Consider the following 25,214-nt stretch of genomic DNA (forward strand, 5'->3'; position numbering starts at 1 on the left):
ATGGCGGCGCAACTGCCATTCGAAGATGATGCTCCGCGTCGCGAGGACGAGCCGGCGCTGCTCGTCGACGTCGACGGCTATGAAGGGCCGCTCGACCTGCTGCTCGATCTGGCGCGCCGGCAGAAGGTCGACCTGCACCGCATCTCGATCCTGGCCCTAGCCGAGCAGTATCTCGTCTTCGTCGAGCAGGCGCGGGCGCTGCGGCTCGAACTCGCGGCCGACTATCTGGTGATGGCGGCCTGGCTCGCCTATCTCAAATCGCGCCTGCTGCTGCCGGAACCACCCAAGGGCGAGGAGCCGAGCGCGGCCGATCTCGCGACGGCGCTGGCGCTGCGATTGCGGCGGCTCGAAGCGATCCGTGCGGCCGCCCGCAAGCTCGCCTCGCGCGAGCGGCTGGGTCAGGATGTGTTCGCGCGCGGCGCGCCCGAGGCGATCGTCGCAGGCGCCAGGCCCGTCTGGGAGGCGGAACTCTACGACTTGCTGTCGGCCTATGCGCAGCAGCGGATGAAGCGGGTGCAGGGGCATATCTCGGTCGGCCAGCGCGTGGTCTGGTCGCTGGTCGAGGCGCGCGAGGCCTTGCAGAGGCTGGTCGGCGAGGCAGGCGACTGGACGCAGATCGACCCCTATCTGACCCGCTACATGTCGTCGCATGGCCTGCCGGCACGCGAGATGACGGCGACGGTCAGGGCATCGGCGCTCTCGGCCATGCTGGAGATGGTCAAGGAGGGCGTGCTCGACCTGCGCCAGGACGACGCTTTCGCGCCGCTCTATCTGCGCCGCCGCTCGGCACGCCCGCCAGTGCTGCCGCTTCTCAGCCGGGACGCGCCATGACGATGGCGATGACGGAGCCATTCGAGGATGACCGGGACGACGGTGGCCTGGAGGCCTTCGCGCAGGCGACGCGTGTGGCCGAGGCGCTGCTTTTCGCCTCCGCGACGCCGCTGACCGCGGAGGAGCTGGCGCATTCGATCCCGTCGGGCATCGACATCGGCCAGGTTCTGGAGCGGCTGACCGAGCTCTATGCGGCGCGAGGGGTCAATCTGCGTCAGGTCGCGGGCGGCTTCGCCTTCCGGACGGCGCCCGACCTGAGCTACCTGCTCGCGGCAGAGGCCGAGCCACCGCGGAAGTTGTCGCGGGCGGCGCTCGAGGTCCTGTCGATCATCGCCTATCACCAGCCGGTGACGCGGGCCGAGATCGAGGAGATCCGCGGCGTCGCCACGGCCAAGGGCACGCTCGACATCCTGCTGGAGGCGGGGTGGGTGCGCCTGCGGGGTCGGCGCCGCTCGCCGGGGCGGCCGGTGACCTTCGGCACGACACCGGGCTTCCTCGACCATTTCGGGCTCGACCGCATCGACGACCTGCCGGGGCTGGAGGAGCTGAAGGGCTCCGGCTTCATCGAGGGCCGCCTGACTCGTGACCTCGCCGTGCCCGTTCCCGACGACGATCCGGACCTGCGCGCCGATGAGGATCCGCTCGGCGACCTGTTCTCGCCGCTTGACGACGGCGACGGCGGCCCGCATGGGGCAGGCGGGTAGGGCTCTTCCATCCGCAGGGCATTTTCGTTGGCCGTTCAGGATACCAAATCACGCTGGCTCAACTGGGGTCGCCGGGGCACGGCGGGAGCGGCCATCCCGATGGCGCTCGCCTTCGATTCCGTGACGCAGCGCTTCGGCGACGTCACCGCCTTGAAGGATGTCTCGCTGTCGGTCGAGCCGGGCGAGATCATCGCCCTGCTCGGCCAGTCGGGCTGCGGCAAGACGACGCTGCTGCGGCTCGCCGCCGGCGTCGAGCGGCCAAGCGCAGGCCGCGTCCTGCTCGAGGGCAGGGACGTTTCCTCGCCTGCCGGTTTCGTCGAGCCGGAACGACGCGGGGTCGGGCTGGTCTTCCAGGACTATGCCCTGTTTCCGCATCTGACCGTCCGTGAGAATGTCCGCTTCGGCCTTGGCGTTCGCGGCGAGAGCGACGCCGCCATCGAGGCGACGGCGCTGCGGGCAATCGCTCGCGTCGGCCTCGCCGATCTCGCCGACGCCTATCCGCACATGCTTTCGGGCGGCGAACAGCAGCGCGTCGCCTTGGCGCGGGCGGTGGCGCCGCGGCCCGGCGTCCTGCTGATGGACGAGCCCTTCTCGAATCTGGACAGGCGCCTGCGCGATATCGTTCGCGACGAGACGGCGGCGCTGCTGCAGGAAACCGGTGCGACCTCGATCATCGTCACGCACGACCCCGAGGATGCGATGCGCATTGCCGATCGGATCGTGCTGATGCGGGCCGGCGAGATCGTGCAGATCGGCACGGGCGAGGAGCTCTACCGCAAGCCCGGCAGTCTCTTTGCCGCCCGATTCTTCTGCGATTTTAACGAGATCGCCGGCCGCGTCGCGCAAGGCGCCGTCGATACGCCATTCGGGCGCTTTCCGGCGAAGGGACTGGCCGAGGGGGCCGAGGCCGTGGTCTGCATCCGGCCACACGGAATCCGGATCGTGCCGAAGGGATTTTACCTGCCGGGCCGGGTGATGACGCGGCGCTTCCTCGGCGAGGTCGACCATCTGCTGATCGCGGTCGAGGGCTTCGAACGGCCGCTATCCGTCCGTGCCTCGCTGGCCGGCGCGACCAGGGAGGGCGAGGATGTCGGGCTCGACATTCCCTCCGACGAAGTTCTTGTGTTCCCCGCGGGGTACACATAGGTTCCGCCACAAGCGACCGGCCGGGGCCGGAATACCCCGGTCGCACATCAATTCGAAGGGGAGTCCGCCATGGGTGGCGTGAGTATCTGGCACTGGATCGTCGTCGGCGTCATCGTGATGCTGCTGTTCGGACGCGGCAAGGTTTCCGAGCTGATGGGCGACGTGGCCAAGGGCATCAAGTCGTTCAAGAAGGGCATGGCCGAGGACGAGACGCCCCCGCCGCCGCCGAGCGCCGCGACCCCGGCCGATCCGAAGATCATCGACGCGCAAGCGACCAATCCCGCTGCGGCCAAGGCCGAGACCAAGGCCTGAGGCCGAGCCGCCCGTCTTGGTCGGATCAGGCATGGCCAGATCAGGCTTGGGCGGGAGGTTGAGAGGACGAGCCGTCGATGTTCGACATCGCCTGGAGCGAATTCATGCTGATCGGGGCGGTCGCGCTCGTCGTGATCGGCCCCAAGGACCTGCCGAAGGCCATGCGCACGGCCGGCCAGGCCATCGGCAAGATTCGCCGCATGGCCGCCGAGTTCCAGGGGCAGTTCAACGACGCCATGCGCGAGGCCGAACTCCACGACCTGAAGAAGCAGGTCGAGGATGTCGGCGGCACCGTGTCCAGTTCGCTGAACACCGATTTCAAGCCTATCGACATGCCAGCCTCGACCGGGCTCGACGATGCGGCGATGAAGGAGGCCGAGGCCAAGCTGGCAGCGATTCCCGCGCCGGATCCGCTGCCACCGGTCGAGATCACGTCAGCCGAGACCGCTTCCGCTGAGGCATCCCCTGCGGTTACCGAGGAGGCGAAGCCCAAGCGTCGTCGCAAGGCCGCGGCCGTCGAGACGGCAGTAGAGCCCGAGCCTCAAGCTGAACCCGCGCCCGCCAAGGCGCCGCGCAAGCGCAAGACCGCCGCGGCCGAGCCGGGCGAAGGGAGCGCTGCATGAGCGTCGCCAATCCGCGCGAGGGCGAGGACGAGATCGAGGCCTCCCGCGCACCGCTGATCGACCATCTGATCGAATTGCGCTCGCGGCTGATCAAGTCGCTTGTCGCCTTCCTCGTGATGTTCTTCATCTGCTTCGCCTTCGCGACGCAGATCTACAACATCCTGGTCCAGCCCTATGTCTGGGCGGCGGGGCCAGGCGCCAATGTCCAGCTCATCTATACTGCCCCGCTGGAATACCTCTTCACGCAGATCAAGATCGCTGCCTTCGGGGCGGGCTTCTTCGCCTTCCCGGTGATTGCCACGCAGATCTACAAGTTCGTCGCGCCGGGGCTCTACAAGAACGAGCGTCAGGCCTTCGCGCCCTATCTCGCGGCGACACCGATCTTCTTCGTCGCAGGCGCGGCGATGGTGTTCTTCTTCGCCATGCCTGTGCTGATGAAGTTTTCCATCGGCATGCAGCAAGCGGCGACGGACGGGCAGGCGGGCATCGCGCTCCTGCCCAAGGTCAGCGAATATCTCTCGCTGATCATGACGCTGATCTTCGCCTTCGGCATCTCCTTCCAGCTGCCGGTGATCCTGACACTGCTCGGGCAGGCCGGCATCATTGATTCGACCTTCCTGAAGGAAAAGCGCCGCTACGCGATCGTCTTCGTCTTCGTGGTCGCAGCCGTGCTGACCCCGCCCGACGTGATCTCGCAGCTCATGCTCGCGATCCCGATGCTGCTGCTCTACGAGCTGTCGGTGTTCTCGGTGCGCCACGTCGAGAAGAAGCGCGCGGCCAAGCAGGCGGCGGACGATGCCGCTGACGCTGCGAGCGAGTAGGGCGCAATGGCAAGCCGCGTTATGTCCGGCCTTGTGCCGGGCATAACGTAGCGGGCTCGCTCCATCACCTTCCCTGTTCCCTAGACATGCATCCCGGTCTAGAGCATCACGCTGTTCCCGAACGTGACGGCGTGGCCTGACGACGATGTACGACATCAAATGGATTCGCGAGAACGCCGAGGCGTTCGACACCGGCTTGAAGCGGCGTGGGCTCGAGCCGCTGTCGTCGTCGCTGCTCGCGCTCGACGACACGCGCCGCGCGGCCATCGCCAAGGCGCAGAGCGCGCAAGAGCGCCGCAACGCCCTCTCCAAGGACATCGGCAAGGCGATGGGTGCGAAGGATGTCGCGCTCGCCGACAAGCTGAAGGCCGAGGTCGCGAGCCTGAAGGATTCGCAGCCGGCGCTGGAGGCGCAGGAGAAGGCTGCCAAGGACGCGCTCGACGAGCAACTCGCGGCCATCCCCAACAAGCCGAACGACGATGTGCCCGAAGGCGCGGACGAGCACGGCAATGTCGTGAAGTCGGTGCACGGCGAGAGGCCGGAGGAGACGGGCAAGCGTCTCGTCGGCATCAACCAGCCCAAGGAGCATTTCGAGCTGGGCGAGGCGCTCGGCCAGATGGACTTCGAGACCGCTGCGAAGCTCTCGGGCTCGCGCTTCGTCGTGCTCAACAACCAGATCGCTCGCCTGAGCCGCGCGATCGGGCAGTTCATGCTCGATACGCATACGGAGGAACACGGCTATACCGAGGTGATGCCGCCGCTGATGGTGCGCGACGACGCCATGTTCGGCACGGCGCAGCTTCCGAAGTTCCGCGACGATCAGTTCCGTGCCGGCGATGACCACTGGCTCATCCCCACCGCCGAGGTGCCGCTGACCAATCTCGTGCGCGAATCGATCGTCGCCGAAGAGGAGCTTCCGCGCCGCTATACCGCGCTGACGCCTTGCTTCCGGGCCGAGGCCGGCTCGGCCGGGCGCGATACGCGCGGCATGCTGCGCCAGCACCAGTTCGAGAAGGTCGAGCTGGTCTCGATCACCGCGCCGGAGAAGTCCGCCGAGGAGCATGAGCGCATGCTCGCCTGCGCCGAGGCCGTGCTGAAGAAGCTCGACCTGCATTATCGCGTAATGACGCTCTGCACCGGCGACATGGGCTTCGCCTCGCAAAAGACCTACGACATCGAGGTCTGGCTGCCCGGCCAGAAGACCTATCGCGAGATCTCGTCCTGCTCGGTCTGCGGCGATTTCCAGGCGCGGCGGATGAACGCCCGCTACAAGACCAAGGACGGCAAGGGGCCATTCTTCGTCCACACGCTGAACGGCTCCGGCACGGCGGTCGGCCGGGCCCTGATCGCGGTGATGGAGAACTACCAGAACGCCGACGGCTCGATCACCGTGCCCGACGTGCTGGTGCCCTATATGCGCGGCGTGACGCGCATCGAGAAGGCGTGATCCGGCGCCTTCGACCTCTCGTTGCTCCTGCTGAAGGCCTGACCCATGCGCATTCTCGTCACCAATGATGACGGCATCCACGCCGAAGGGCTGGCCGTCCTGGAGCGCATCGCGGCGCAGCTGTCGGACGATGTCTGGGTCGTCGCGCCCGAAACCGACCAGTCGGGCGTGGCCCATTCGCTGTCGCTGTCGAATCCGCTGCGGCTGCGCCAGATCTCGGCGCGGCGCTTCGCCGTCACTGGTACCCCGACCGACTGCGTGATCATGGCAGCGCGCTCGATCATGATCGAGAACCGGCCCGATCTGGTGCTGTCCGGCGTCAATCGCGGCCAGAACGTCGCCGAGGACGTGACCTATTCGGGCACGATCGCCGCCGCCATGGAGGGCACGCTGCTCGGCATACCCTCGATCGCGGTCAGTCAGGCCTATGGCCCCGGCGGGCGCGAGAACATCCGTTGGGACTGCGCCGAGCACCATGCTCCCGGCATCATCCGCCGCTTGCTGGCGGAAGGCATTCCCTCCGACGTGCTGTTCAATCTGAACTTCCCGAATGTCGCGCCGAGCGAGGTCGAGGGCATCGCGGTGACCGTGCAGGGCCGGCGCGACCAGGAGTTGCTGCAGCTGCAGCCGCGCCAGGACGGCCGCGGCAACCCGTATTTCTGGATTGCCTTCGCGCGCGGGAAGACGGAGCCGGCCAATGGCACCGATCTCAGGGCGCTGGCCGAGAAGAAGATCTCGGTGACGCCGCTCGAACTCGACCTGACGCATGAGCCGACGCTGACCCGCTTCGCGCGCGTGTTCGCTTAAGTGAACCTGCGCTTCCAGCCGCGTCATCCTGGGCGACCGAAGGTCGGCCCGGGATCCATCATGGGGAGCCGAGCTCTCCGATGGATCCCGGCGTTCCGCTTCGCTTCGGCCAGGATGAAGGCGCGGCTGGAATACACGCCGGCGCGCGCTGAACCATGACCGAGGGCGAGCGCGGCGGAATGGACGAGGAGGCGCCGGCCAGCGAGGGCGAGCGGACCGTCGCCTTCCTGCTGTCGCTGCGGGCGCAGGGCGTGCGTGATCTCACGCTTCTTCGCGCGATGGAACGGATCGCGCGCGAGCGCTTCGCTCCGGCGCGCTTCGCCGATCTCGCCCGGCAAGACGTGTCGGTGCCGCTGCCCTGCGGCCAGACCATGACGGCGCCGCACACGGTCGCCGCGCTTCTCACAGCGCTCGACATGCAGGCCTCGGCGCGCGTGCTCGAGGTCGGCACCGGCTCGGGCTATGTTGCGGCCCTCATGGCTGCGATGGGCGGCGAGGTCGTTTCGCTCGAACGCTACCGGACGCTGGCCTTGGCCGCACATGAGCGGGTCGCGGCGAGCGGGTATGGCGCTTCCGTCGAGCTGCGCCATGCCGACGGCTTCCAGCCGGACCGGACGCTCGGACGCTTCGACCGCATCCTGGTCAACGGCGTGACCCATGCGATTCCCGAATCACTGCTGATGCGCCTGTCGACGGGCGGGCGGCTCGTGGGGGCGCTGCGTGTCGAGGGCGCGGCGCGCCGGGTCGTGGTGACGCGCCTCGCGGATGGCGGCTTCGACCATGCGATGGGCCCGGCCATCCGCCTGCCGCCGCTGGTACCGGGGCTGGCGCGCGCCCTTTGAGGCGGTTTCTCGGAGTCGAACGAAAAAGCAAACGCGAAGGTGTGGCTCGAAACGGTTTCGTAACCTGAACGGGGCTTTAATGCTCCCCATCGAGTTGCGTTGTTCGCGAGTGCCAGTTCCATGCGTAGCCAAGCCGGATCGGTCAAGTTCAGCCTCGTCCTCCGCGCGTCGACAGCGTGCCTGCTCGCCTTGGGCGTCAGTGCCTGCTCGTCCGATACGATGCGGTTCACCGAGACCCCCTTCGCGAATCCCTTCAAGTCCGCCCAGGCTTCGGCCGCGGTGCGCGATCCAGCCACCACCGGTTCGATCGGTGGTTCGGCCAACACGCCGGTCTATTCGACGCCGGCGCCGGTCATGACCGCGGTCCGTTCCCAGCCGCTTCCGCCGCCGCAGTCGGCGGTTGCTCTGCGCAGTGCCGCGCCGCAGCCCGTTGCCGGCAATGCCTCGGGCTGGAGCGCACAGGGCGGTACCCCGATCGTGGTCGCCCAGGGCGAGACGCTCGACATGATCTCGTCGCGCTACGGCGTGCCGCGTGCTGCGCTGATCTCGGCCAACGGGCTGTCCAGCCCGAATGTCGCGCCGGGCTCTCGTCTGACCATCCCGGTCTACAACGCCGCTACCGCCGGCAGCGCGCCGGCGCCGAGGCAGCAGGTTGCGCAGGCCCAGCCCGAAACCCGCTCCGATGCGTCGCGTTTCGGGACCGGTCCCGCTCCTGCAGCGTCGGTCGCCGCGGTTCGCCCGGCTGCGCCGGTGCAGGACGCTCGTGCAAAGGCTCAGGCCGAGGCCAGGGCGGCTGCAGACGCCAAGGCCAGCGCCGCACAGCAGAAGGCGGCCGCCGCCGCTGAAGCCAAGGCGAAGGCGGAAGCCGATGCGCAGGCGATGCGCGATGCGCGGGCCCGTTTCGCAGCCGAGGCCAAGGCCAAGGCCGCCGCGAAGGTGTCCGCTCCTGTCGCTGCCGTTCCCGTCGCCAAGCCCGTCGCAGTTGCCAAGCCGGTTGTCGAGAAGCCCGTGGTCGCCGAGGCCAAGCCGGTTCGTGCTCCCGCTCCGGAGAAGGCCAAGCCGGTCGTCGTCGCTAGCGCGCCTGCGGTGGAGCCGAAGGCCACCGCCATTCCGAAGGCTGAGCCTGAACCCGCTGCGACCACCGCCAGCCTGCCGAAGCAGGAGGAGGCGGGCGAGAAGGCCGATTTCCGCTGGCCCGCTCGTGGCCGCGTCATCTCCGGCTTCAGCGGCCGGGGCGGCAACGAGGGCATCAACATCGCCGTGCCGGAAGGCACGCCGATCAAGGCGGCCGAGGGCGGCACTGTCGCCTATGCCGGCAACGAGCTGAAGGGCTACGGCAATCTCGTGCTGATCCGCCATCCCAACGGCTATGTCTCGGCCTACGCCCATAATGGCGAGCTGAACGTCAAGCGCGGCGAGACGGTGAAGCGCGGCCAGGTCGTGGCCAAGTCGGGCCAGAGCGGCAATGTCTCCTCGCCGCAGCTGCATTTCGAGCTGCGCAAGGGCTCGGCGCCGGTCGATCCGACACCCTATCTGAACAACTGAGCCGAACCTTCATCTCGCATCGGCACTCCCAGAAATCCGGATCCCGGCTTTCGGGCCGACGCTCCAGAGTTCACCCTTCGACCGGTCTCCGCGAGACCCCACCGGTCGGAACAAGGCGGGGCGGTCCCAGGAAAGGCCGCCCCGCCATTCTTTTTGGTTTTCGAGTTGGGGGAAGGGCCGCGCGAGCGGCCTTTTCTGTTTGCGAATGAGGTTCATGCCTCATTCGCCAGTGCGTCGCGCTGCCACCTTCTCCCGGTCGCGAGAAGCGCGGCGCCGCTTATCCCTCCAGCGTCTTGCCCAGGCGTCCCGCCAGATCCTGGATGTACTGCCAGGCCGTGCGGCCCGAGCGGGAGCCACGTGTGGTCGCCCATTCCAGCGCCTCGTGGTGGAGCGCCTCGCGCTCGATCTCCAGCCCGAAATGGCCGACATAGCCGTCGATCATCGCGAGATACTCGTCCTGGCTGCATTTGTGGAAGCCGAGCCAGAGGCCGAAGCGATCCGACAGCGAGACCTTCTCCTCGATCGCTTCGCCGGGGTTGATCGAGGTCGAGCGTTCGTTCTCCATCATATCGCGCGGCAACAGGTGTCGGCGGTTCGAGGTGGCGTAGAACACGACATTGCCGGGCCTGCCTTCGACGCCGCCGTCGAGCGCCGCCTTCAGCGACTTATAGGAGGTGTCGCCCCCGTCGAAGGATAGGTCGTCGCAGAAGACGATGGCGCGATGCGCGTCGGGGCGCAGCAGCCCCATCAGGACGGGCAGGCTCTCGATGTCCTCGCGGTGGATCTCGATCAGCTTGAGCGGAAGGGCCTCACCCTGCAGGCGCTGGTTGGTGTCGGCATGGACCGACTTGACCAGGGAGGACTTGCCCATGCCGCGGGCGCCCCAGAGCAGCACGTTGTTGGCCGGCAGGCCGCGGGCGAAGCGCTCGGTATTCTCGGCCAGCGTGTCGCGGACACGGTCGACCCCGCGCAGCAGCGAGAGCGCGACGCGGTTGACGCGCGCTACCGGCGCGAGTTCGGATCCGGCGGGATGCCAGACGAAGGCGTCGGCGAGCGTGAGGTCGGCCGGTTTGCGGGCTGGCGGGGCGATCCGCTCCAGCGCGTCGGCGATGCGCAGCAGCGTCGCGAGCGTCTGGTCAGTCTCGGTCGTGGCAGGGGAGGTCATGCTTGAGGTCATGCTGGGCAATATCCTGGCGGGCCTGCGAGAGGGCGATCCACAACAACCGTACCCGGCGGTACGGCAAATGGAACCCTAAACTGTGTGCCGCGACAAAGCGCAAGGCCATTGCGCGAACAGCGGCAAGCCCATAGGTGAGGAACGCGTCCGCGTCAGCGGCCGCGTCCGATTGATTTACCGGCGTCGCTGGCTATAGTCCGCGCGCTTTTTGAGCCTGACGATGGATTTGCCGCAGCCTGCGGCCGGCGGCGCGCCGCGCCGGCGTGATGAAGGAGCCCTTTCGTGATCACCCCCGCTTTCGCCCAAGCCGCCGGGGCCGGTGGCTCCACCGACATGCTGATGTCGCTGGTGCCGTTCGTCCTGATCTTCGTGATCATGTGGTTCCTGATCATCCGCCCGCAGCAGAAGCGCGTGAAGGCCCATCAGGAGATGATCAAGAACGTGCGTCGCGGCGACACGGTCGTGACCTCCGGAGGCATCATCGCCAAGGTCACCAAGGTGACTGACGACGCCGAGCTCGAGGCGGAAATCGCCGACGGCGTAAAGGTCAAGCTCGTCAAGGGCATGATCACCGACGTTCGCGCCAAGGGCGAGCCGGTCAAGAGCTAACCAGCCCCCGGCGGGCTACTCGGGTTCGGCCTCGCCAGGGGCCGGCCTGCGACAACAAGGCTGTTCACGCAGATGCTCCGTTTCCAGACCCGCAAGGTCATCGTCGTCCTGCTCGTGCTGCTCTTCGGCTGCGGCTTCGCGTTGCCGAACCTGTTCTCGCCCGAGACGCGCAAGGCGATCGAGGCAGGCGCTCCCTCCTGGATTCCGCGCATCCTGCTGCCGATCCATGCGATGGTGCTCGGCCTCGACCTGCAGGGCGGCTCGCACGTCCTGCTCGAGGTCGACCGGGCCGATCTCACGCGCAGCCAGGTGACGCAGTTGCGCGACGACGTCCGGCGCATCGTCCGTGATGAACGGGTCTCCTTCCAGGGCGGCATCGTGATGAACCCGCGGGGCGTGCAGATCCGCGTGCCGGATGCTGCCGACCGCGCCAAGCTCCTGCCGAAGCTGCGTGAACTCTCTCAGCCGATCGGGACGCTCGGCGCGTTCGGGCCTTCCGGCAACCAGTCGATCGCCGTCACCGAACAGCCCGATGGGCTGATCCAGCTTGCCGTCACGGATGCCGGCATCAACGAGCGCGTCAGGCGCGCCGTCGAGCAGGCGATCGAGGTCATCCGCCGCCGCATCGACGCGACCGGCACGACCGAACCGAACATCCAGAGGCAGGGGCTCGACCGCATCCTCGTCCAGGTCCCGGGCCTGCAGGATCCGCAGCGCCTGAAGGTGCTGCTCGGCGAAACCGCGAAGCTCGAGTTCCGCCTTGTGGCCGAACCGGGGGCGACCGATGTCGACATGCTGCCCTCGCAGGACGCCGGCGGCCAACTCGTCCCGGTGGCACGTCAGCCGATCGTCGACGGCGCGGACCTGATCGACGCGCAGCCCGCCTTCGATTCACGCACCAGCCAGCCGATCGTCAATTTCCGCTTCAACATCCGCGGGGCCCAGCGTTTCGGCCAGATCACGACCGAGAATCTCGGTCGGGCGCTCGCCATCGTGCTCGACAACAAGGTGATCTCGGCGCCGGTGATCCAGTCACCGATCACCGGTGGATCAGGCCAGATCTCCGGCAACTTCACCGTCGAATCGGTCAACAACCTCGCCATCCTGCTGCGCGCCGGCGCGCTGCCGGCGAAGATGACGATCGTCGAGGAGCGCACCGTCGGCCCCGGCCTCGGCGCCGACTCGATCCATGCCGGCAAGATGGCCACCGTGATCGCGACCATTCTGGTGATCATCTACATGATCGCGACCTATGGCGTGTTCGGCTTCATCGCCTCGATCGCTCTGCTCGTCCATGTCTGCCTGATCCTCGGACTGATGTCGGTGCTGGGCGCGACGATGACGCTGCCGGGCATCGCGGGCATCGTCCTGACGATCGGCACTGCGGTCGACTCGAACGTGCTGATCTATGAGCGCATGCGCGAGGAGGCCCATATGGGCCGCAGCCTCGTCTCGGCCCTGGAGGCGGGCTTCCAGCGCGCCTTCGCCACGATCATCGACTCGAACGTCACCATGCTGATCGCGGCCGTGGCGCTGTTCTCGCTCGGCTCCGGCCCGGTGCGCGGGTTCGCCGTGGTGTTCATCCTGGGCATCCTGACCACCGTCATCACCGCGGTCACGCTGACCCGGATGCTGATCGCGCTGTGGTATCGCTGGGCGCGCCCCAAGACCCTTCCGTTCTGACGCAAGCCAACTGCTCAAGGAGATCAGCGCATGCGTCTGGTTCGCATCGTTCCCGACAATACGACGTTCAAGATCGTCCGCTTCCGGCGGTTCAGCTACCCGTTCTCGGCGGCCTATTCGCTGCTGGTGCTGTTCCTGTTCGCGACCATCGGGCTGAATTTTGGCATCGACTTCCGCGGTGGCACGCTGATCGAGATGCAGGCGAAGTCCGGGAAGACCGAGATTGCCCAGATTCGCCAGACCGCGAACGGGCTCGGCTTCGGCGAGGCGGAGGTCCAGGAGTTCGGCCAGGCCGGCGACGTCTCGATGCGCTTCGCCCTGCAGCCCGGCGGTGAAGCCGCGCAGCAGCAGGTCGTCGTCAAGGCGCGAGAGGCGTTCTCGCAGAGTTTCGATTTCCGCCGGGTCGAAACCGTCGGCCCGCGCGTCTCGGGCGAGCTTGTCCAGGCCGGCACGCTCGGCGTCGTGCTCGCGATCGTCGGCGTGCTGATCTATCTCTGGTTCCGCTTCGAGATGCCGCTCGCCATCGGCGCGATCCTCGGCACGCTGCACGACATCGTGCTGACGATGGGCTTCTTCCTGATCACGCAGCTCGAGTTCAACCTGACCTCGATCGCGGCGATCCTGACCATCGTCGGCTATTCGCTGAACGAGACGGTGGTGGTGTTCGACCGCACGCGCGAATTGCTGCGGCGCTACAAGACCATGCCGGTCGCCGACCTGCTCGATCTCTCGGTGAACTCGACCCTGTCGCGCACCGCGATTACCTCGACCACGACGGTGCTCGCGCTGATCGCGCTCGTGCTGTTCGGCGGTTCGGCGATCGAGGGCTTCGCGCTGGTCATGCTGTTCGGCGTCGTGGTCTGCACCTATTCGGCGATGTTCATCTCGACGCCGGTGCTGCTCTACATGGATGTGCGCAGCACCGCCCAGCGCGAGGAGGCGCAGGAGCGCGCAGCCACCGCCAGCAAGGCCAAGGCCTGATTCCGCACGGCACGGAGGCGTCGGCATGACCCGCTTCGACGGATTCGTGCCCGGCCGGCACCAGCTCGACGCCTTCGGGGCTGGTGGCTTCCGCTTCGCCGGCATGAGCCATCGCGGCTCGGTGCTGGCGACGCCGGCCGGCATCCGGATCTGGCCGGTGACGCGCTTCGCCGAGATCACGCCGGAAAGCCTGAAGCCGGTGCTCGACGAGGCCGAGGCAATCGACTTCCTGCTGATCGGCACCGGGACCGACATCGCCTTCATCCCGCATGAATGGCGCGACCTGCTCAAGGCGAGCGGGATCACGGTCGAAGGCATGGCGACGGGTGCTGCGGCGCGGACCTACAATGTGCTGGTGGCGGAGGAGCGCCGCGTCGCGGCGGCACTGATCGCGGTCGATTAGCGCTACGTCGCGAGGCGTGGCTGCTGGCCGCCAACTCCGTCAAATCGTTCCCGCCATGTCGTTGAGACGTAGCCATGCGCCGCCGGCTCGTCCTACACTGCCGAGGCAGGGGCCAGGGGGCGGGCACTGGATCGAGGCAGGATGATGCCGCAGGCAACCGAAACCGACCGTCGCAGCGAGACCACGCTTTCGGCCTTGCCCCAGGCTTATGCGCATTGCGCGACGATGGTGCGCGAGGCCGACCACGATCGCTACATTACCTGCCTCTATGCGCCGGAATCGCAGCGGCCGGCGCTGTTCGCGCTCTATGCCTTCAGCCATGAGATCGCGCGCGTGCGGGCGCTGGTCAGCGAGCCGCTGCCCGGCGAAGTGCGGCTGCAATGGTGGCGCGACCTGCTCGAGGGCGAGGCGGGCGGCGAAGTGCAGGCGCATCCGGTCGCGGCCGCGCTGCTCGACACGATCGCGCGCTACCGCCTGCCGATCGCGCCGCTGACCGGGCTGATCGAGGCGCGCGTCTTCGACCTGTACGATGATCCGATGCCCTCCCTGCGTGACCTGGAAGGCTATGCCGGGGAGACCTCGAGCGCGCTGGTCCGGCTGGCATCGATCATCCTGGCCAATGGCCGCGACCCGGGCGGTGCGGCGGCGGCCGGCTATGCCGGTGTCGCCTACGCGCTGGCCGGGCTGATGCGCGCCTTTCCCTGGCATGCGGCGGAGGGGCAGGTCTATCTGCCGGCCGACATCCTCTCGCGCAACGGCGTCACCCGCGACGACATCGTGCGCGGGCGCGGCGGGCCCGGCGTGCTCTATTCGCTGAAGGAGCTGCGCGAGATCGCGCGCAGTCATCTGAAGAAGCTGAGCGACCTGCGCAGCACAATCCCCAGCGCGGTCATGCCGGCCTTCCTGCCGGCGGCACTGGTCGAGCCTTATCTCAAGCGCATGGAGCGCGGCGGCTACGATCCCTATCGCACGATCATCACGCTGCCGGCCTGGCGGCGGCAATGGGTGATCTGGCGGGCGGCGCGCCGGGCGGGCTGAACTCGCGGACGGGCCGATATGAAAAAGCCCCCGGCCGAGACCGGGGGCTTTCTGTTGCGGAGGCCGGTGGCGCTCAGACGTGGATCGAGCGGCTCTTGATCACCAGGATGGCGAAGATCGAGAGCGCGCAGCAGGCGACGATGTAGGCGGAGACATAGACCGGGCTGCCGCCGGCCCAGCCGACGAGTGCCTGCGCGATGAAGGGCGTCGGCCCCGCCACCAGCACGCCGTTCAACTCACGCGACATTGCCAGTCCCGAGAAGCGGTAGCGCGTCGGGTAGAGATTGGTCAGGAAGGCGCCCTGTGCGCCGGCGGTCGAGCCGAAGCCGAGGCCGTAGCCGAGCGCGATGCCGACCGTGCACCAGAGCAGGCTGCCGGTGTCGAACATCCAGAACAGCGGGAAGGCGAGTGCGGCAATGACGAGCGCGCCGAAGATATAGACCGTTGCCGAGCCGATCTTGTCGGCGAGGACGCCCATGAAGCCGACACCGACGATGCCGAAGAGCGAGCCGATGGTGACCGCGATCAGGCCATCCGTGCGGGTCATGCCGACGGTGTTGGTCATGTAGCTCAGCGAGAAGGCGCTGAGGATATAGGCGTTGGCGTTGTGAGCCGTTACCGACAGGAAGCCGAAGAGGACTTCCTTCGGACTGTTGAGGAAGAGCTCGCCGAGCGGAACGGACTGCTCATGCTTCTTGGCCTCGGCGCGGGCCATGGCCGCGACATATTCCGGCGTCTCGTCGAGATGCTTGCGGATATAGAGCGCCACCAGGAACAGCACGCCCGAGAGCAGGAAGGGCACGCGCCAGGCCCAGCCGAGCAGCACTTCTTCCGGTAGATAGGAGATGCCGAGGAAGGACAGGGTCGCGAGCATGATGCCGACCAGCGTCGCCGCATTCGGCAGTCCGGTGTAGAAGGCGCGCTTGTTGGCTGGTGCATATTCCGCGACCAGCACCATCGCGCCGGCCAGCTCGGCACCGGCGCCGAAGCCCTGGATCAGACGCATGATGACGAGCAGGACCGGCGCCATGATGCCGATGCTCTGATAGGTCGGGAGCAGGCCCATCAGCACGGTCGCGGCGCCCATCAGCGCAATGGTCAGGATCAGCGCCGGCTTGCGGCCGAACTTGTCGCCGATATGGGAGATCACGATGCCGCCGACCGGCCGGGCGAAGTAACCGACGGCAAATGTCGCGAAGGCGGCCAGCACGCCGGTGCTCGGCGACAGGTTCGGGAAAAAGAGCTTGTTGATGATCAGGCCGGAGGCGGCGCCGTAGAGGGCGTAGTCGTACCACTCGATCACGGTGCCGACGGTGGCGGCGGTCACCGCCTTGCGGATATTCGCGTCTTTCGCAGCCGGACGCGTCTCGGCATGGACATTCATCATGTCGTCGGTCGTTCCTCGACAATCTTCTGATCGAGGATCGGTAATCGACTGGAGCGCCCCCGGCCACGATGCTTGCTGCATTGCGGCATGCATAAAGGCGCTGACCATGGGTCAGAGAAATGAAGACAAAACGCTCAGAATCGACGTTTAACCGTGAAACACAGTCAAAACGCGCCCTGATTCAGCGCGTTTGAAGAGCTATTATGGGTTTATTCGACTTTAGTCGTATGCGTGTTCACGATCCGGTGGGATCGACTATTCCGCAGCCTCGGAAGCCTTGCCACCGGCCCAGCTTTCCATGTCCGCCTTGGCACGTGCCGTGAGCGCATGCTTGCGCGCGACGCTCTTGGCGGGGCCCTTCAGCTTCTTGCCGTCGGGGCCGTGCGTGGCCTGGCCCTCGATATGGGGAAACAGGCCGAAATTGATGTTCATCGGCTGGAAGGAGCGCGGCCCCTCGTCGATGGTGACGATGTGGCCGCCCGTGATGTGGTTGACGAGCGCGCCAAGCGCCGTCGTCGCCGGGGGCAGGTCGAGCTCGCGGCCGAGACGCTCGGCGGCTGCCATGCGCCCGCTGAGCAGGCCGATCGCGGCGCTCTCGACATAGCCCTCGCAGCCGGTGATCTGGCCGGCGAAGCGCAGGCGCGGCTCAGCCTTCAGCCGCAGGCGCTCGTCGAGCAGCTTCGGCGAGTTGAGGTAGGTGTTGCGGTGGATGCCGCCGAGGCGGGCGAATTCGGCGTTCTGGAGGCCGGGGATCATCCGGAAGATCGCGGCCTGCTCGCCGTATTTCAGCTTGGTCTGGAAGCCTGTCATGTTGAACAGGGTGCCGAGCGCATTGTCCTGCCGTAGCTGGACCACGGCATAGGCCTTGACCGTCGGGTTGTGCTTGTTGGTCAGGCCGACGGGCTTCATCGGGCCCCAGCGCAGCGTCTCGCGGCCGCGCTCGGCCATGACCTCGATCGGCAGGCAGCCGTCGAAATAGGGCGTGCCCTCCCACTCCTTGAACTCGGTCTTCTCGGCCGCGAGCAGCGCGTCGATGAAGGCCTCGTACTGGTCGCGGTCGAGCGGGCAGTTGATGTAGTCGGCGCCTGTGCCACCGGGGCCGGCCTTGTCGTAGCGCGACTGGAACCAGGCCTGGTCCATATCGATCGAGTCGAAATGGACGATCGGCGCAATGGCGTCGAAGAAGGCGAGCGAATCCTCTCCGGTGAGCGACTGGATACCCTGAGCCAGCGCCGGCGAGGTGAGGGGGCCGGTGGCAATGATGACCTTGTCCCATTCCGCAGGCGGCAGGCCCGCGATCTCGCCGCGGTCGATCGTCACGAGCGGATGCGCCTCGAGTGCGGCCGTCACGCTTTGCGAAAAGCCGTCGCGATCGACGGCCAGCGCGCCGCCAGCCGGAACCTGGTGCGCGTCGCCCTTGGCCATGATCAGCGAATCGAGCCGGCGCATCTCCCAATGAAGCTGGCCGACCGCGTTGCTGAGCGAATCGTCGGAGCGGAACGAGTTGGAGCAGACGAGCTCGGCGAGGCCTTCTGTCTTGTGGGCATCGGTGCCGCGGACGGGGCGCATCTCGTGGAGAACGACGGGGACGCCGGCCTGGGCGATTTGCCAGGCGGCTTCGGAGCCGGCGAGACCGCCGCCGATGATGTGAACGGGTTCCATAGCCTGCGGATGTGTCCGCCGCGGCCCGGAACGTCAAGTGAGACAGGGGCCAGAAACGCAAAATGCCCGCCGGGGGGCGGGCATTCGCTCTACAACCGGTCTTCGCGAGGGAGGGGAACGCGAGTCCAGGAGATACTACTTGTAGCCGCGCCCGCTTGCGGAGCGCGACGCCTTCAGACGGCAGCGTGGCTGCGCGCGACGAAGGCGATTTCCGAGCGCGACAGGCCGAGATCGTCGAGCTCGCGGTCGGTCAGACGGGAGAGCTCGCGAACGGTCTCGCGGTAGCGCAGGTAAGAGCGGATCTTGGCGGCGATCATGGTGACGAACATTGTGGCAGTCCTGTTTGAGTTCCGGAGCGGGTCGGTGCCCACAGCGATGAATTCGTTGTGCACTGCATATAAGTCAGCCATGCCTGCCCAAATAGGGGCCGTTTGTCAGTTCCGTTATGCGATGGGTGCATGAACCGGCGCCAATGCTGTCATTTTTGGTGTTTTGCCCGCGCTGAGCGGTTAACGGATCGGTAAGATTCGACTGAAATCTGCCTCGCGAATGGGCAAATCATCTCGCGACTGCGAAAAGAGAAGATCGGCTGCCCTTCGGATGGGCGATTCAGGCACCCGAGCGGCCTTCAACGGCTCTGGCGAGCCCGAATCGGCTCGATTCGGGGCGTTGCGCTCTTGGTGCGCCGAATGAGGGTGTGGTTAATGAAGGGTTGGTCCCCCTGGCTGCTCTCACGTGGCTGCGGAGAGCGTGATGCCGGTCCGCACATGCCCTGCCGATCCGTGCGCAGGCCTGCTGGTGGTGCAGCAATGGTGCCTGATGCCGCAGCGGCCAGCGCCGCGGCATCAGGTCAGGCGGTCAGTCGCAGCTTGTGAGCAGCTTCGAGGCCGCGGTCACGCCGGCGAGCGAGAAGGTGTAGCTGGTCTGGTTGCCGCGTGCGGAGCGCGCTTCCACCTCCATCTCGCGTCCGGCCCGCATCGCGGCGAGCAGCTCCGGCTCGCGCTCGAGCCGGCGCAGCCAGGCATTGCTGCCCTGCGTCACCATGTGGAAGCTCTCGTCGCCGATCGTCAGCGTGATCTCCGAGCCGCTGGCGAAGTCGTAGCCGGCCTGCAGGCTCGATTCCGTCGCCTGGGCTCCGTCGCTCGTCTGCACGAAGAAGTGCACGTCGCCATGGCGCAGCGTCGAAGGCTCGGCGGTGGCGGGCGTCGCGAGGATGTAGCAGCGGCGCTCCGCACCGGCGCCATAGGCTGCCGCGTTCCAGCTGCCGAAGCTGCCGAGCGGCGTCGCCGGGGCGGCCAGCGCCGGCACCGTTGCGACGAGGGCAAGCAGGGCGCAGGCGGCGCGGGGGGCGAGGTTGGTCATATCGTCTCCTTTCGTCCGAAGCGGGCAGGGTGGAAAGAAAGGGTTAACGAGGCATGACCGCGGCGCGGCCCTGCGGCACCAGGGCGCAGGCTGGTGGAGGACGTCGCCTTGCCGGAGCGCGACAACAAAACGGCCGGCCACAAGGTAGCCGGCCGGTGTCGCGTCGCGATCTTCAGGGCGCTCAGCCCTTGATGAAGGCGAGCAGGTCGGGGTTCACCACGTCGGGATGAGTGGTGCACATGCCGTGCGGCAGGCCCTCATAGACCTTCAGCGTGCCCTTCTTCAGCAGCTTGACCGCGAGCAGGGCCGAGTCGGCGATCGGGACGATCTGGTCGTCGTCGCCATGCATGACCAGCACGGGGACGTCGATCGCCTTGAGGTCCTCGGTGAAGTCGGTCTCCGAGAAGGCCTTGATGCAGTCGTAATGTGCCTTGGTGCCGCCCATCATGCCCTGGCGCCACCAGTTGTCGATGACGCCCTGCGAGACCTTCGCGCCATCGCGGTTGAAGCCGTAGAAGGGGCCTGCCGGCACGTCGACATAGAACTGCGCGCGGTTGGCGACGAGTGCGGCGCGGAAGCCGTCGAACAGCTCGATCGGCAGGCCGCCGGGGTTCTTCTCCGACTTGACCATCACCGGTGGCACGGCGCCGATCAGCACGGCCTTGGCGACGCGACCCTTCTCGGCGCGGGCGACATAATGGGCGACTTCGCCGCCGCCGGTCGAATGGCCGATATGGATGGCGTTTTTCAGGTCGAGCGCGGCGACGAGCTCGGCGACGTCGGCGGCGTAGGTGTCCATCTCGTTGCCGGTCGCCGTCTGGGTCGAGCGGCCATGGCCGCGGCGGTCATGAGCGATCACCCGGAAGCCCTTGTCGAGGAAGTAGAGCATCTGGTTGTCCCAGTCGTCGGCGCTGAGCGGCCAGCCATGATGGAACACGATCGGCTGCGCGCTCTTGGAACCCCAATCCTTGTAGAAGATCTCGGTGCCGTCCTTGGTGGTGATCGTGCTCATCATCGTATCCCCTTGGCTTCCGGGCGGCAGGAGCGTCGCCCTTCGATGTGGACGTTGTAGGCTTGCTGCTTCATGCTGGCGCTTGGCGGAACCGACATTGTGCAGCGGCAAAACTGACAAGATGACGACAGCCCCGACGATCATCGCCGAAATCGGGATCATCCAATATCCCGACGTTCAGCTAGCGGCGGTCTATGGATTGACCGATCTGTTCCGGATCGCCGGCGAGATGAGCGTGGCATGCGGCGGCCCCGAGGCACCGGTGATCCGGGTTTGCCACTGGCGACAGGCGGAGCACGGCACGGGCATCGAGCGCAGTTTCGACAGCCATCCGGGATCGCCGCACAAGCCCGGCCATCTGATCGCGCCGCCGAGCCTGATCAAGCCCGGCAAGATGCAGCCGATGCAGGGCTTCGCGAGCTGGATGGCGGCGCGCCATGCCGAGGGCACGACACTCTGCTCGGTCTGCGCCGGGGCCTTCGTGCTCGGCGAGACAGGCCTCCTCGAAGGACGCCCGGCAACGACGCACTGGGCCTTCGCCGAAGCGCTCGCCGAGCGCTTTCCCGCCATTCGCGTCGAGACCGACCGCATGGTCATCGATGATGGCGACATCATCACGGCCGGAGGTATCCTGGCCTGGACCGATCTCGGCCTGACGCTCGTCGAACGCCTGCTGGGGCCGAGCGTCATGCTCGCGACGGCGCGCTTCCTGCTCGTCGATCCGCCGGGGCGCACGCAGCGACCCTACGGTGCGTTCGTGCCGCGGCTGGACCATGGCGATGCCGCGATCCTGAAGGTGCAACACTGGCTCCAGGCGACGGGCGCCAAGGATCATGCCGTTCCGGCACTGGCGAAGCGGGCAGGGCTCGAGGAGCGCACCTTCCTGCGGCGCTTCCGCAAGGCGACCGGCCTGCGCCCGACCGAATACGCCCAGCAGATCCGGATCGCGAAGGCGCGCGAGGCGCTCGAACTGAGCAAGCGCCCGGTAGCTCAGATCGCCTGGGAGGTCGGCTATGGCGATGCCGCCGCCTTCCGCAAGCTGTTCCAGCGCATCACCGGGCTGTCGCCGGGCGATTACCGCAACCGCTTCGGCGTCGCGGCCTGAACCGTCAGGATCAGGCGCAGTCCTGCAGGCAGGCGGCCTGCCGTCAGGTCAGCATGTCGCGCACCAGCGGGATGACCTTCTCGCCATAGAGCGCGATGCTGCTGAGCATCTTCTCATGCGAGAGGGGACCGGCGCTGTACTTCATCTGGAAGCGCGAGAGGCCGAGCGTCTTGACCGTCGCCGCGATCTTGCGTGCCACGGTTTCGGGCGAGCCGACATAGAGCGAGCCGTGCTCGACCTCGCGCTCGAACTCGTCGCGGCCCATCGGCGGCCAGCCGCGTTCGGCGCCGATGCGGTCGCGCATGCGTTTGTAGTCGGCGAAGAAGGCCTCGCGCGCCTGCTCGTCGCTTTCGCCGACAAAGCCCGGAGAATGCACGCCGATCGGCTGCACCGGCTCGCCGAGCTGCGCGAAGGCGCGCCGGAAGAGATCGGCGTAAGGCGTGAAACGGGCGGGGTCGCCGCCGATGATGGCGAGCATCAGCGGCAGCCCGTAGCGGGCCGCGCGGACGACCGATTCAGGACTGCCGCCGACGCCGATCCAGGTCCGCAGGCGGCCGGTCTCGATCGGCGGGAAGACCCGCTGATTCTTGAGGGGAGGGCGGATCGTACCCTGCCAAGTCACGGATTCCTGGCTGACCAACGCCGCGAAGAGATCGAGCTTCTCGGCGAACAAGGTCTCGTACTGGCTGAGATCAAAGCCGAAGAGCGGAAAGGATTCGGTGAAGGAGCCGCGCCCCAGGATCACCTCGGCGCGCCCGTTCGAGATGGCGTCCACCGTCGAGAAGCGCTGGAAGACCCGGATCGGATCGTCCGAGCTCAGCACCGTCACCGCCGAGCCGAGCCGAATGCGGCTGGTCTTCGCCGCGATGGCTGCAAGCACCGTCTCGGGGGTGGATATTGCGAAATCGGCACGATGATGTTCGCCGACGCCGAAGAAATCGATGCCGAGACTGTCGGCGAGCACGGCCTCGTCGACGAGATTCCTGATCACCTGCGCATGCGGCAGCAGATTGCCGTCGGCCCCGGATGTGACATCGCCGAAGGTGTCGAGGCCGAGTTCAAGAGTGTCAGACATGGCATGTTCCGATGGCGAAATGGGCGTGGGCTGGCGTCGGGCAGGGCTGGTACCCCCTTCCGTGCCCGCTGACGACACCGGTCACGCGATGGTGTGCGGCGGGCATGCCATCCGGACATGGCGATGAGCGGCCGATCCGGAAGTGATTTTGCGGTATAGGGCCTATGCTGGATTCCCGGCCTGCGCCTGATCGATCGAACGAGGAACGCCTTGCCCACTCCCGAACTCATCGTCGCCCTGGGCGACGCCCGGTACCTTGTCGAGCGGCCGTTTGGCTCCTGGCCGCAGAACGCGGGCTTCGTCACCGATGTCACGGTCGATTCCCGGGGGCACATCTTCGTCATGCTGCGGCACGACCCGCTGACCCAGCCGAACGATCCCCGCGTGATCGAGCTGTCGCCCGAGGGCGAGTATCTCGGCGGCTGGGGAGGCGAACTGATCGCGGATTCGCACATGCTCACGGCGGACGCAGCCGGGCGCATCCTCTGCGTCGACCGCGACATGCACGAGGTCATCATCTGCTCGGCGGCCGGCGAGCGCATCAGCGGGCTCGGCCAGCGCGGCGAGCCGCTGGCGCCCTTCAACCATCCGACCGACGTGCATGTCTCGGACTGGGGCGACATCTATGTCGCCGACGGCTATGCCGCGAGCCGGATCCACCGCTTCTCGGCCTATGGCGTCCACATCCAGAGTTGGGGCGAGCAGGGCTGCGGCGATGGTCAGTTCGGCTGGCCGCATGCGATCTGGACGCATGCCGATGGCCGCGTTCTCGTCGTCGACCGCGCGCATCACCGTGTCCAGATCTTCGACCGCAACGGCAATCACCTCGGGAACTGGACCCATTTCCACGATCCGGTGGCGATCTGGGGCGACGCGGACGGCAACACCTATGTGACCGATACCCAGCCGACCCTCCAGAAGATCGGCCCGAATGGCGAGAAGGTCGGCCGCTGCCGGCCCTTCCTGATGGGCGCACACGGAATCTACGGCATGCCCGGCGGCGACATCCTCCTGGCCGAGAGTAGCCCGAGCCGGCTGACGCGCTTGCGGCTCCTGGACTGAGCAGCCCGCACCTCCCCGCGCCTGGGGCGGGGAGGACTTGCCATCGTGCGACCGAAGGGGAGCGAACCCGATGACCACCGTCAACGCCGCGACCGTCGGCATCGTGCTCCGCCGCGCCAGCCGCGACGATGTCGCCCGCATCGCGACCCTGATCATGCTGGGCTCGCCGCAGCCGCAGCTGACGCGGGAGGAGATTGCGGTCGAGGCCGCGCATCCGAGCTATCTCGACGCCTTCCTGGCGATCGACGCCTCCACGCACAGCGCGTTGTTCGTTGCGGAGGAGGAAGGCGCGGTGATCGGCACGATCCAGGTCACGCTGATCCCGGGGCTGATCGCGCGCGGGCGGATGCGCGCCAAGTTCGAGAGCGTCCATGTCGCGCCGGAGCGGCGCGGGCAGGGCATCGGCGCACTGATGGTCGCGCACGCGCTCACTTTCGCGCGTGAGAACGGGGCCGGAATAGCCGAGCTGACCTCGAACAAGGCGCGCGGCGACGCCCACCGCTTCTATGTCCGGCTCGGTTTCGAGCAGAGCCACGAAGGCTTCAAGATGGTGCTCTGAGACAGGTTTCAGCCGCTTTTGCACCTATATCCACGGCATGACGAGGCTGCGTGGCGCGAATTCGGACGCTCTTTCTCGCGCTGACGAAGAAGCCTACAAGTCGCTCTCCATTGTCTGCACCGTGACCGGAAGCGAAGCATGTCCGCCAGCCAGACCAAGCCGATCGACCTCTACTACTGGCCCACCCCGAACGGGTGGAAGATCACCATCATGCTGGAGGAGTGCGGGCTGCCCTACACCATCGTGCCGGTGAACATCGGCAAGGGCGACCAGTTCAAGCCGGAGTTCCTGGCGATCTCGCCGAACAACCGCATGCCGGCGATCATCGACCCGGAAGGGCCGGACGGGAGGCCGATCTCGGTCTTCGAATCCGGCGCGATCCTGCAATATCTCGGGCGCAAGACCGGGCAGTTCTATCCGGCGGATGAGCGCGCCCGCGTCGCGGTGGATGAATGGCTGTTCTGGCAGATGGGCGGCTTCGGGCCGATGCTCGGCCAGACGCATCACTTCCGGCTCTATGCGCCCGAGAAGATCCCCTACGCCGTCGATCGCTACACCAACGAGGCGAACCGGCTCTACGGCGTGCTGAACAAGCGCCTGGAAGGCCGCAACTATATCTGCGGCGACTATTCGATCGCCGACATGGCCTGCATCGGCTGGGCCAAGGGCTGGGAGAAGCAGGGCCAGGACCTCAAGCAGTTCCCCCATGTCGCGCGCTGGCTCGAGACGATGTTCGCGCGCCCGGCGGTCATGCGCGGCATCAAGGTCGGCGAGGCGCTGCGCAACCCGGCCGGCATCAGCACCCCCGAAGAGAAGGCGATCCTGTTCGGACAGAGAGCCCGCTGAGGCCGGACGCGCCGATAGCCCCGTGCGGCCTGATGGCCGCCGGGTTTCGGGCGAAAGCGTATCCGAGGGGATGCGCGGGGCGTTGTGGCGTCGCAGTCGACGGCTGCGTGCCGATGCCGATGTCGAATGTCTTAAGTCGAAGCAGCGCCGTCAGCCGCCACCTCGCCCCGCGCGC

At 67.0% G+C, this 25,214-nt stretch carries 26 protein-coding genes; 19 read left to right on the forward strand and 7 right to left on the reverse strand.

Annotated elements, in window-relative coordinates; all coding sequences use genetic code 11:
• From VGN82_RS11030 to VGN82_RS11075, 10 genes are all read left to right on the forward strand, one after another.
• Complete coding sequence (locus VGN82_RS11030) at positions 1-831, forward strand: segregation and condensation protein A (protein WP_327527068.1); 831 nt, start codon at positions 1-3, stop codon at positions 829-831.
• 8 nt (positions 832-839) lie between these two features.
• Positions 840-1,535 carry an SMC-Scp complex subunit ScpB gene (gene scpB, locus VGN82_RS11035; protein WP_327527069.1) on the forward strand — a complete coding sequence of 232 codons (696 nt, stop codon included), beginning with the start codon at positions 840-842 and terminating at the stop codon, positions 1,533-1,535.
• Positions 1,536-1,634: 99 nt separating this feature from the next.
• Positions 1,635-2,681 carry an ABC transporter ATP-binding protein gene (locus tag VGN82_RS11040; RefSeq protein ID WP_414644281.1) on the forward strand — a complete coding sequence of 349 codons (1,047 nt, stop codon included), beginning with the start codon at positions 1,635-1,637 and terminating at the stop codon, positions 2,679-2,681.
• 69 nt (positions 2,682-2,750) lie between these two features.
• On the forward strand, positions 2,751-2,993 hold the full coding sequence (locus VGN82_RS11045) for a twin-arginine translocase TatA/TatE family subunit (protein ID WP_056799197.1): 243 nt from the start codon (positions 2,751-2,753) through the stop codon (positions 2,991-2,993).
• 77 nt (positions 2,994-3,070) lie between these two features.
• Positions 3,071-3,616 carry a Sec-independent protein translocase protein TatB gene (gene tatB, locus VGN82_RS11050; RefSeq protein WP_327527071.1) on the forward strand — a complete coding sequence of 182 codons (546 nt, stop codon included), beginning with the start codon at positions 3,071-3,073 and terminating at the stop codon, positions 3,614-3,616.
• Entirely contained in the window at positions 3,613-4,437 is an 825-nt protein-coding gene (tatC, locus tag VGN82_RS11055) for a twin-arginine translocase subunit TatC (RefSeq protein WP_327527072.1), read from the forward strand. Before tatB ends, tatC begins: the two co-directional genes overlap by 4 nt.
• A gap of 145 nt (positions 4,438-4,582) precedes the next feature.
• Positions 4,583-5,884, forward strand: coding sequence for a serine--tRNA ligase (gene serS, locus VGN82_RS11060; RefSeq protein WP_327527073.1), 1,302 nt, complete (start codon positions 4,583-4,585; stop codon positions 5,882-5,884).
• A 45-nt stretch (positions 5,885-5,929) separates the two neighbouring features.
• Positions 5,930-6,691 carry a 5'/3'-nucleotidase SurE gene (gene surE / locus VGN82_RS11065; RefSeq protein ID WP_327527074.1) on the forward strand — a complete coding sequence of 254 codons (762 nt, stop codon included), beginning with the start codon at positions 5,930-5,932 and terminating at the stop codon, positions 6,689-6,691.
• Positions 6,692-6,846: 155 nt separating this feature from the next.
• Positions 6,847-7,533 (forward strand): protein-L-isoaspartate O-methyltransferase family protein, encoded by a 687-nt coding sequence (locus VGN82_RS11070; RefSeq protein ID WP_327527075.1) that lies wholly within the window; start codon positions 6,847-6,849, stop codon positions 7,531-7,533.
• A gap of 120 nt (positions 7,534-7,653) precedes the next feature.
• On the forward strand, positions 7,654-9,078 hold the full coding sequence (locus VGN82_RS11075; protein WP_327527076.1) for a peptidoglycan DD-metalloendopeptidase family protein: 1,425 nt from the start codon (positions 7,654-7,656) through the stop codon (positions 9,076-9,078).
• A gap of 277 nt (positions 9,079-9,355) precedes the next feature.
• Here VGN82_RS11075 and VGN82_RS11080 read toward each other — a convergent pair whose 3' ends face one another.
• Complete coding sequence (locus VGN82_RS11080) at positions 9,356-10,243, reverse strand: ATP-binding protein (RefSeq protein ID WP_327527345.1); 888 nt, start codon at positions 10,241-10,243, stop codon at positions 9,356-9,358.
• Between the two features lie 345 nt (positions 10,244-10,588).
• Between VGN82_RS11080 and yajC the strand changes: the two genes are divergently transcribed.
• From yajC to VGN82_RS11105, 5 genes are all read left to right on the forward strand, one after another.
• A complete protein-coding gene (gene yajC, locus VGN82_RS11085) occupies positions 10,589-10,864 on the forward strand; it encodes a preprotein translocase subunit YajC (protein WP_327527346.1) in 276 nt (91 codons plus the stop codon).
• Between the two features lie 72 nt (positions 10,865-10,936).
• Positions 10,937-12,547 carry a protein translocase subunit SecD gene (gene secD, locus VGN82_RS11090; protein ID WP_327527077.1) on the forward strand — a complete coding sequence of 537 codons (1,611 nt, stop codon included), beginning with the start codon at positions 10,937-10,939 and terminating at the stop codon, positions 12,545-12,547.
• 30 nt (positions 12,548-12,577) lie between these two features.
• Positions 12,578-13,528, forward strand: a complete 951-nt coding sequence (gene secF, locus VGN82_RS11095; protein WP_327527078.1) for a protein translocase subunit SecF — start codon at positions 12,578-12,580, stop codon at positions 13,526-13,528.
• 25 nt (positions 13,529-13,553) lie between these two features.
• Positions 13,554-13,931 carry an Mth938-like domain-containing protein gene (locus tag VGN82_RS11100; protein WP_327527079.1) on the forward strand — a complete coding sequence of 126 codons (378 nt, stop codon included), beginning with the start codon at positions 13,554-13,556 and terminating at the stop codon, positions 13,929-13,931.
• Between the two features lie 144 nt (positions 13,932-14,075).
• The gene (locus VGN82_RS11105; RefSeq protein WP_327527347.1) at positions 14,076-14,969 is read left to right on the forward strand and encodes a phytoene/squalene synthase family protein; all 894 of its coding nucleotides are present in this window, start codon (positions 14,076-14,078) and stop codon (positions 14,967-14,969) included.
• 73 nt (positions 14,970-15,042) lie between these two features.
• Here VGN82_RS11105 and VGN82_RS11110 read toward each other — a convergent pair whose 3' ends face one another.
• The 5 genes from VGN82_RS11110 to VGN82_RS11130 all read right to left on the reverse strand — a co-directional run bounded on the left by VGN82_RS11110 (position 15,043) and on the right by VGN82_RS11130 (position 20,392).
• Entirely contained in the window at positions 15,043-16,356 is a 1,314-nt protein-coding gene (locus VGN82_RS11110; protein ID WP_327527080.1) for an MFS transporter, read from the reverse strand.
• 255 nt (positions 16,357-16,611) lie between these two features.
• Entirely contained in the window at positions 16,612-18,018 is a 1,407-nt protein-coding gene (gene trmFO, locus VGN82_RS11115) for a methylenetetrahydrofolate--tRNA-(uracil(54)-C(5))-methyltransferase (FADH(2)-oxidizing) TrmFO (protein WP_327527081.1), read from the reverse strand.
• A gap of 173 nt (positions 18,019-18,191) precedes the next feature.
• Complete coding sequence (locus VGN82_RS11120) at positions 18,192-18,347, reverse strand: DUF1127 domain-containing protein (protein WP_158487384.1); 156 nt, start codon at positions 18,345-18,347, stop codon at positions 18,192-18,194.
• 529 nt (positions 18,348-18,876) lie between these two features.
• Positions 18,877-19,380, reverse strand: coding sequence for an invasion associated locus B family protein (locus tag VGN82_RS11125; RefSeq protein WP_327527082.1), 504 nt, complete (start codon positions 19,378-19,380; stop codon positions 18,877-18,879).
• 181 nt (positions 19,381-19,561) lie between these two features.
• A complete protein-coding gene (locus tag VGN82_RS11130) occupies positions 19,562-20,392 on the reverse strand; it encodes an alpha/beta fold hydrolase (protein WP_327527083.1) in 831 nt (276 codons plus the stop codon).
• Between the two features lie 121 nt (positions 20,393-20,513).
• Here VGN82_RS11130 and VGN82_RS11135 point away from each other — a divergent pair, with 121 nt between their 5' ends.
• On the forward strand, positions 20,514-21,497 hold the full coding sequence (locus VGN82_RS11135; RefSeq protein ID WP_327527084.1) for a GlxA family transcriptional regulator: 984 nt from the start codon (positions 20,514-20,516) through the stop codon (positions 21,495-21,497).
• A 43-nt stretch (positions 21,498-21,540) separates the two neighbouring features.
• Here the strand turns inward: VGN82_RS11135 and VGN82_RS11140 are convergent, their stop codons facing one another.
• The gene (locus tag VGN82_RS11140) at positions 21,541-22,572 is read right to left on the reverse strand and encodes an LLM class flavin-dependent oxidoreductase (protein ID WP_327527085.1); all 1,032 of its coding nucleotides are present in this window, start codon (positions 22,570-22,572) and stop codon (positions 21,541-21,543) included.
• Positions 22,573-22,782: 210 nt separating this feature from the next.
• Between VGN82_RS11140 and VGN82_RS11145 the strand changes: the two genes are divergently transcribed.
• The 3 genes from VGN82_RS11145 (at position 22,783) to VGN82_RS11155 (ending at position 25,039) form a co-directional block, all read left to right on the forward strand.
• A complete protein-coding gene (locus VGN82_RS11145; protein ID WP_327527086.1) occupies positions 22,783-23,634 on the forward strand; it encodes an NHL repeat-containing protein in 852 nt (283 codons plus the stop codon).
• Positions 23,635-23,704: 70 nt separating this feature from the next.
• Positions 23,705-24,193, forward strand: coding sequence for a GNAT family N-acetyltransferase (locus tag VGN82_RS11150; RefSeq protein WP_327527087.1), 489 nt, complete (start codon positions 23,705-23,707; stop codon positions 24,191-24,193).
• Between the two features lie 138 nt (positions 24,194-24,331).
• A complete protein-coding gene (locus tag VGN82_RS11155) occupies positions 24,332-25,039 on the forward strand; it encodes a glutathione S-transferase N-terminal domain-containing protein (RefSeq protein ID WP_327527088.1) in 708 nt (235 codons plus the stop codon).
• Positions 25,040-25,214: the final 175 nt, after the last annotated feature.

The sequence above is a fragment of the Allobosea sp. genome (assembly GCF_035999205.1).
GTDB lineage: Bacteria > Pseudomonadota > Alphaproteobacteria > Rhizobiales > Beijerinckiaceae > Allobosea.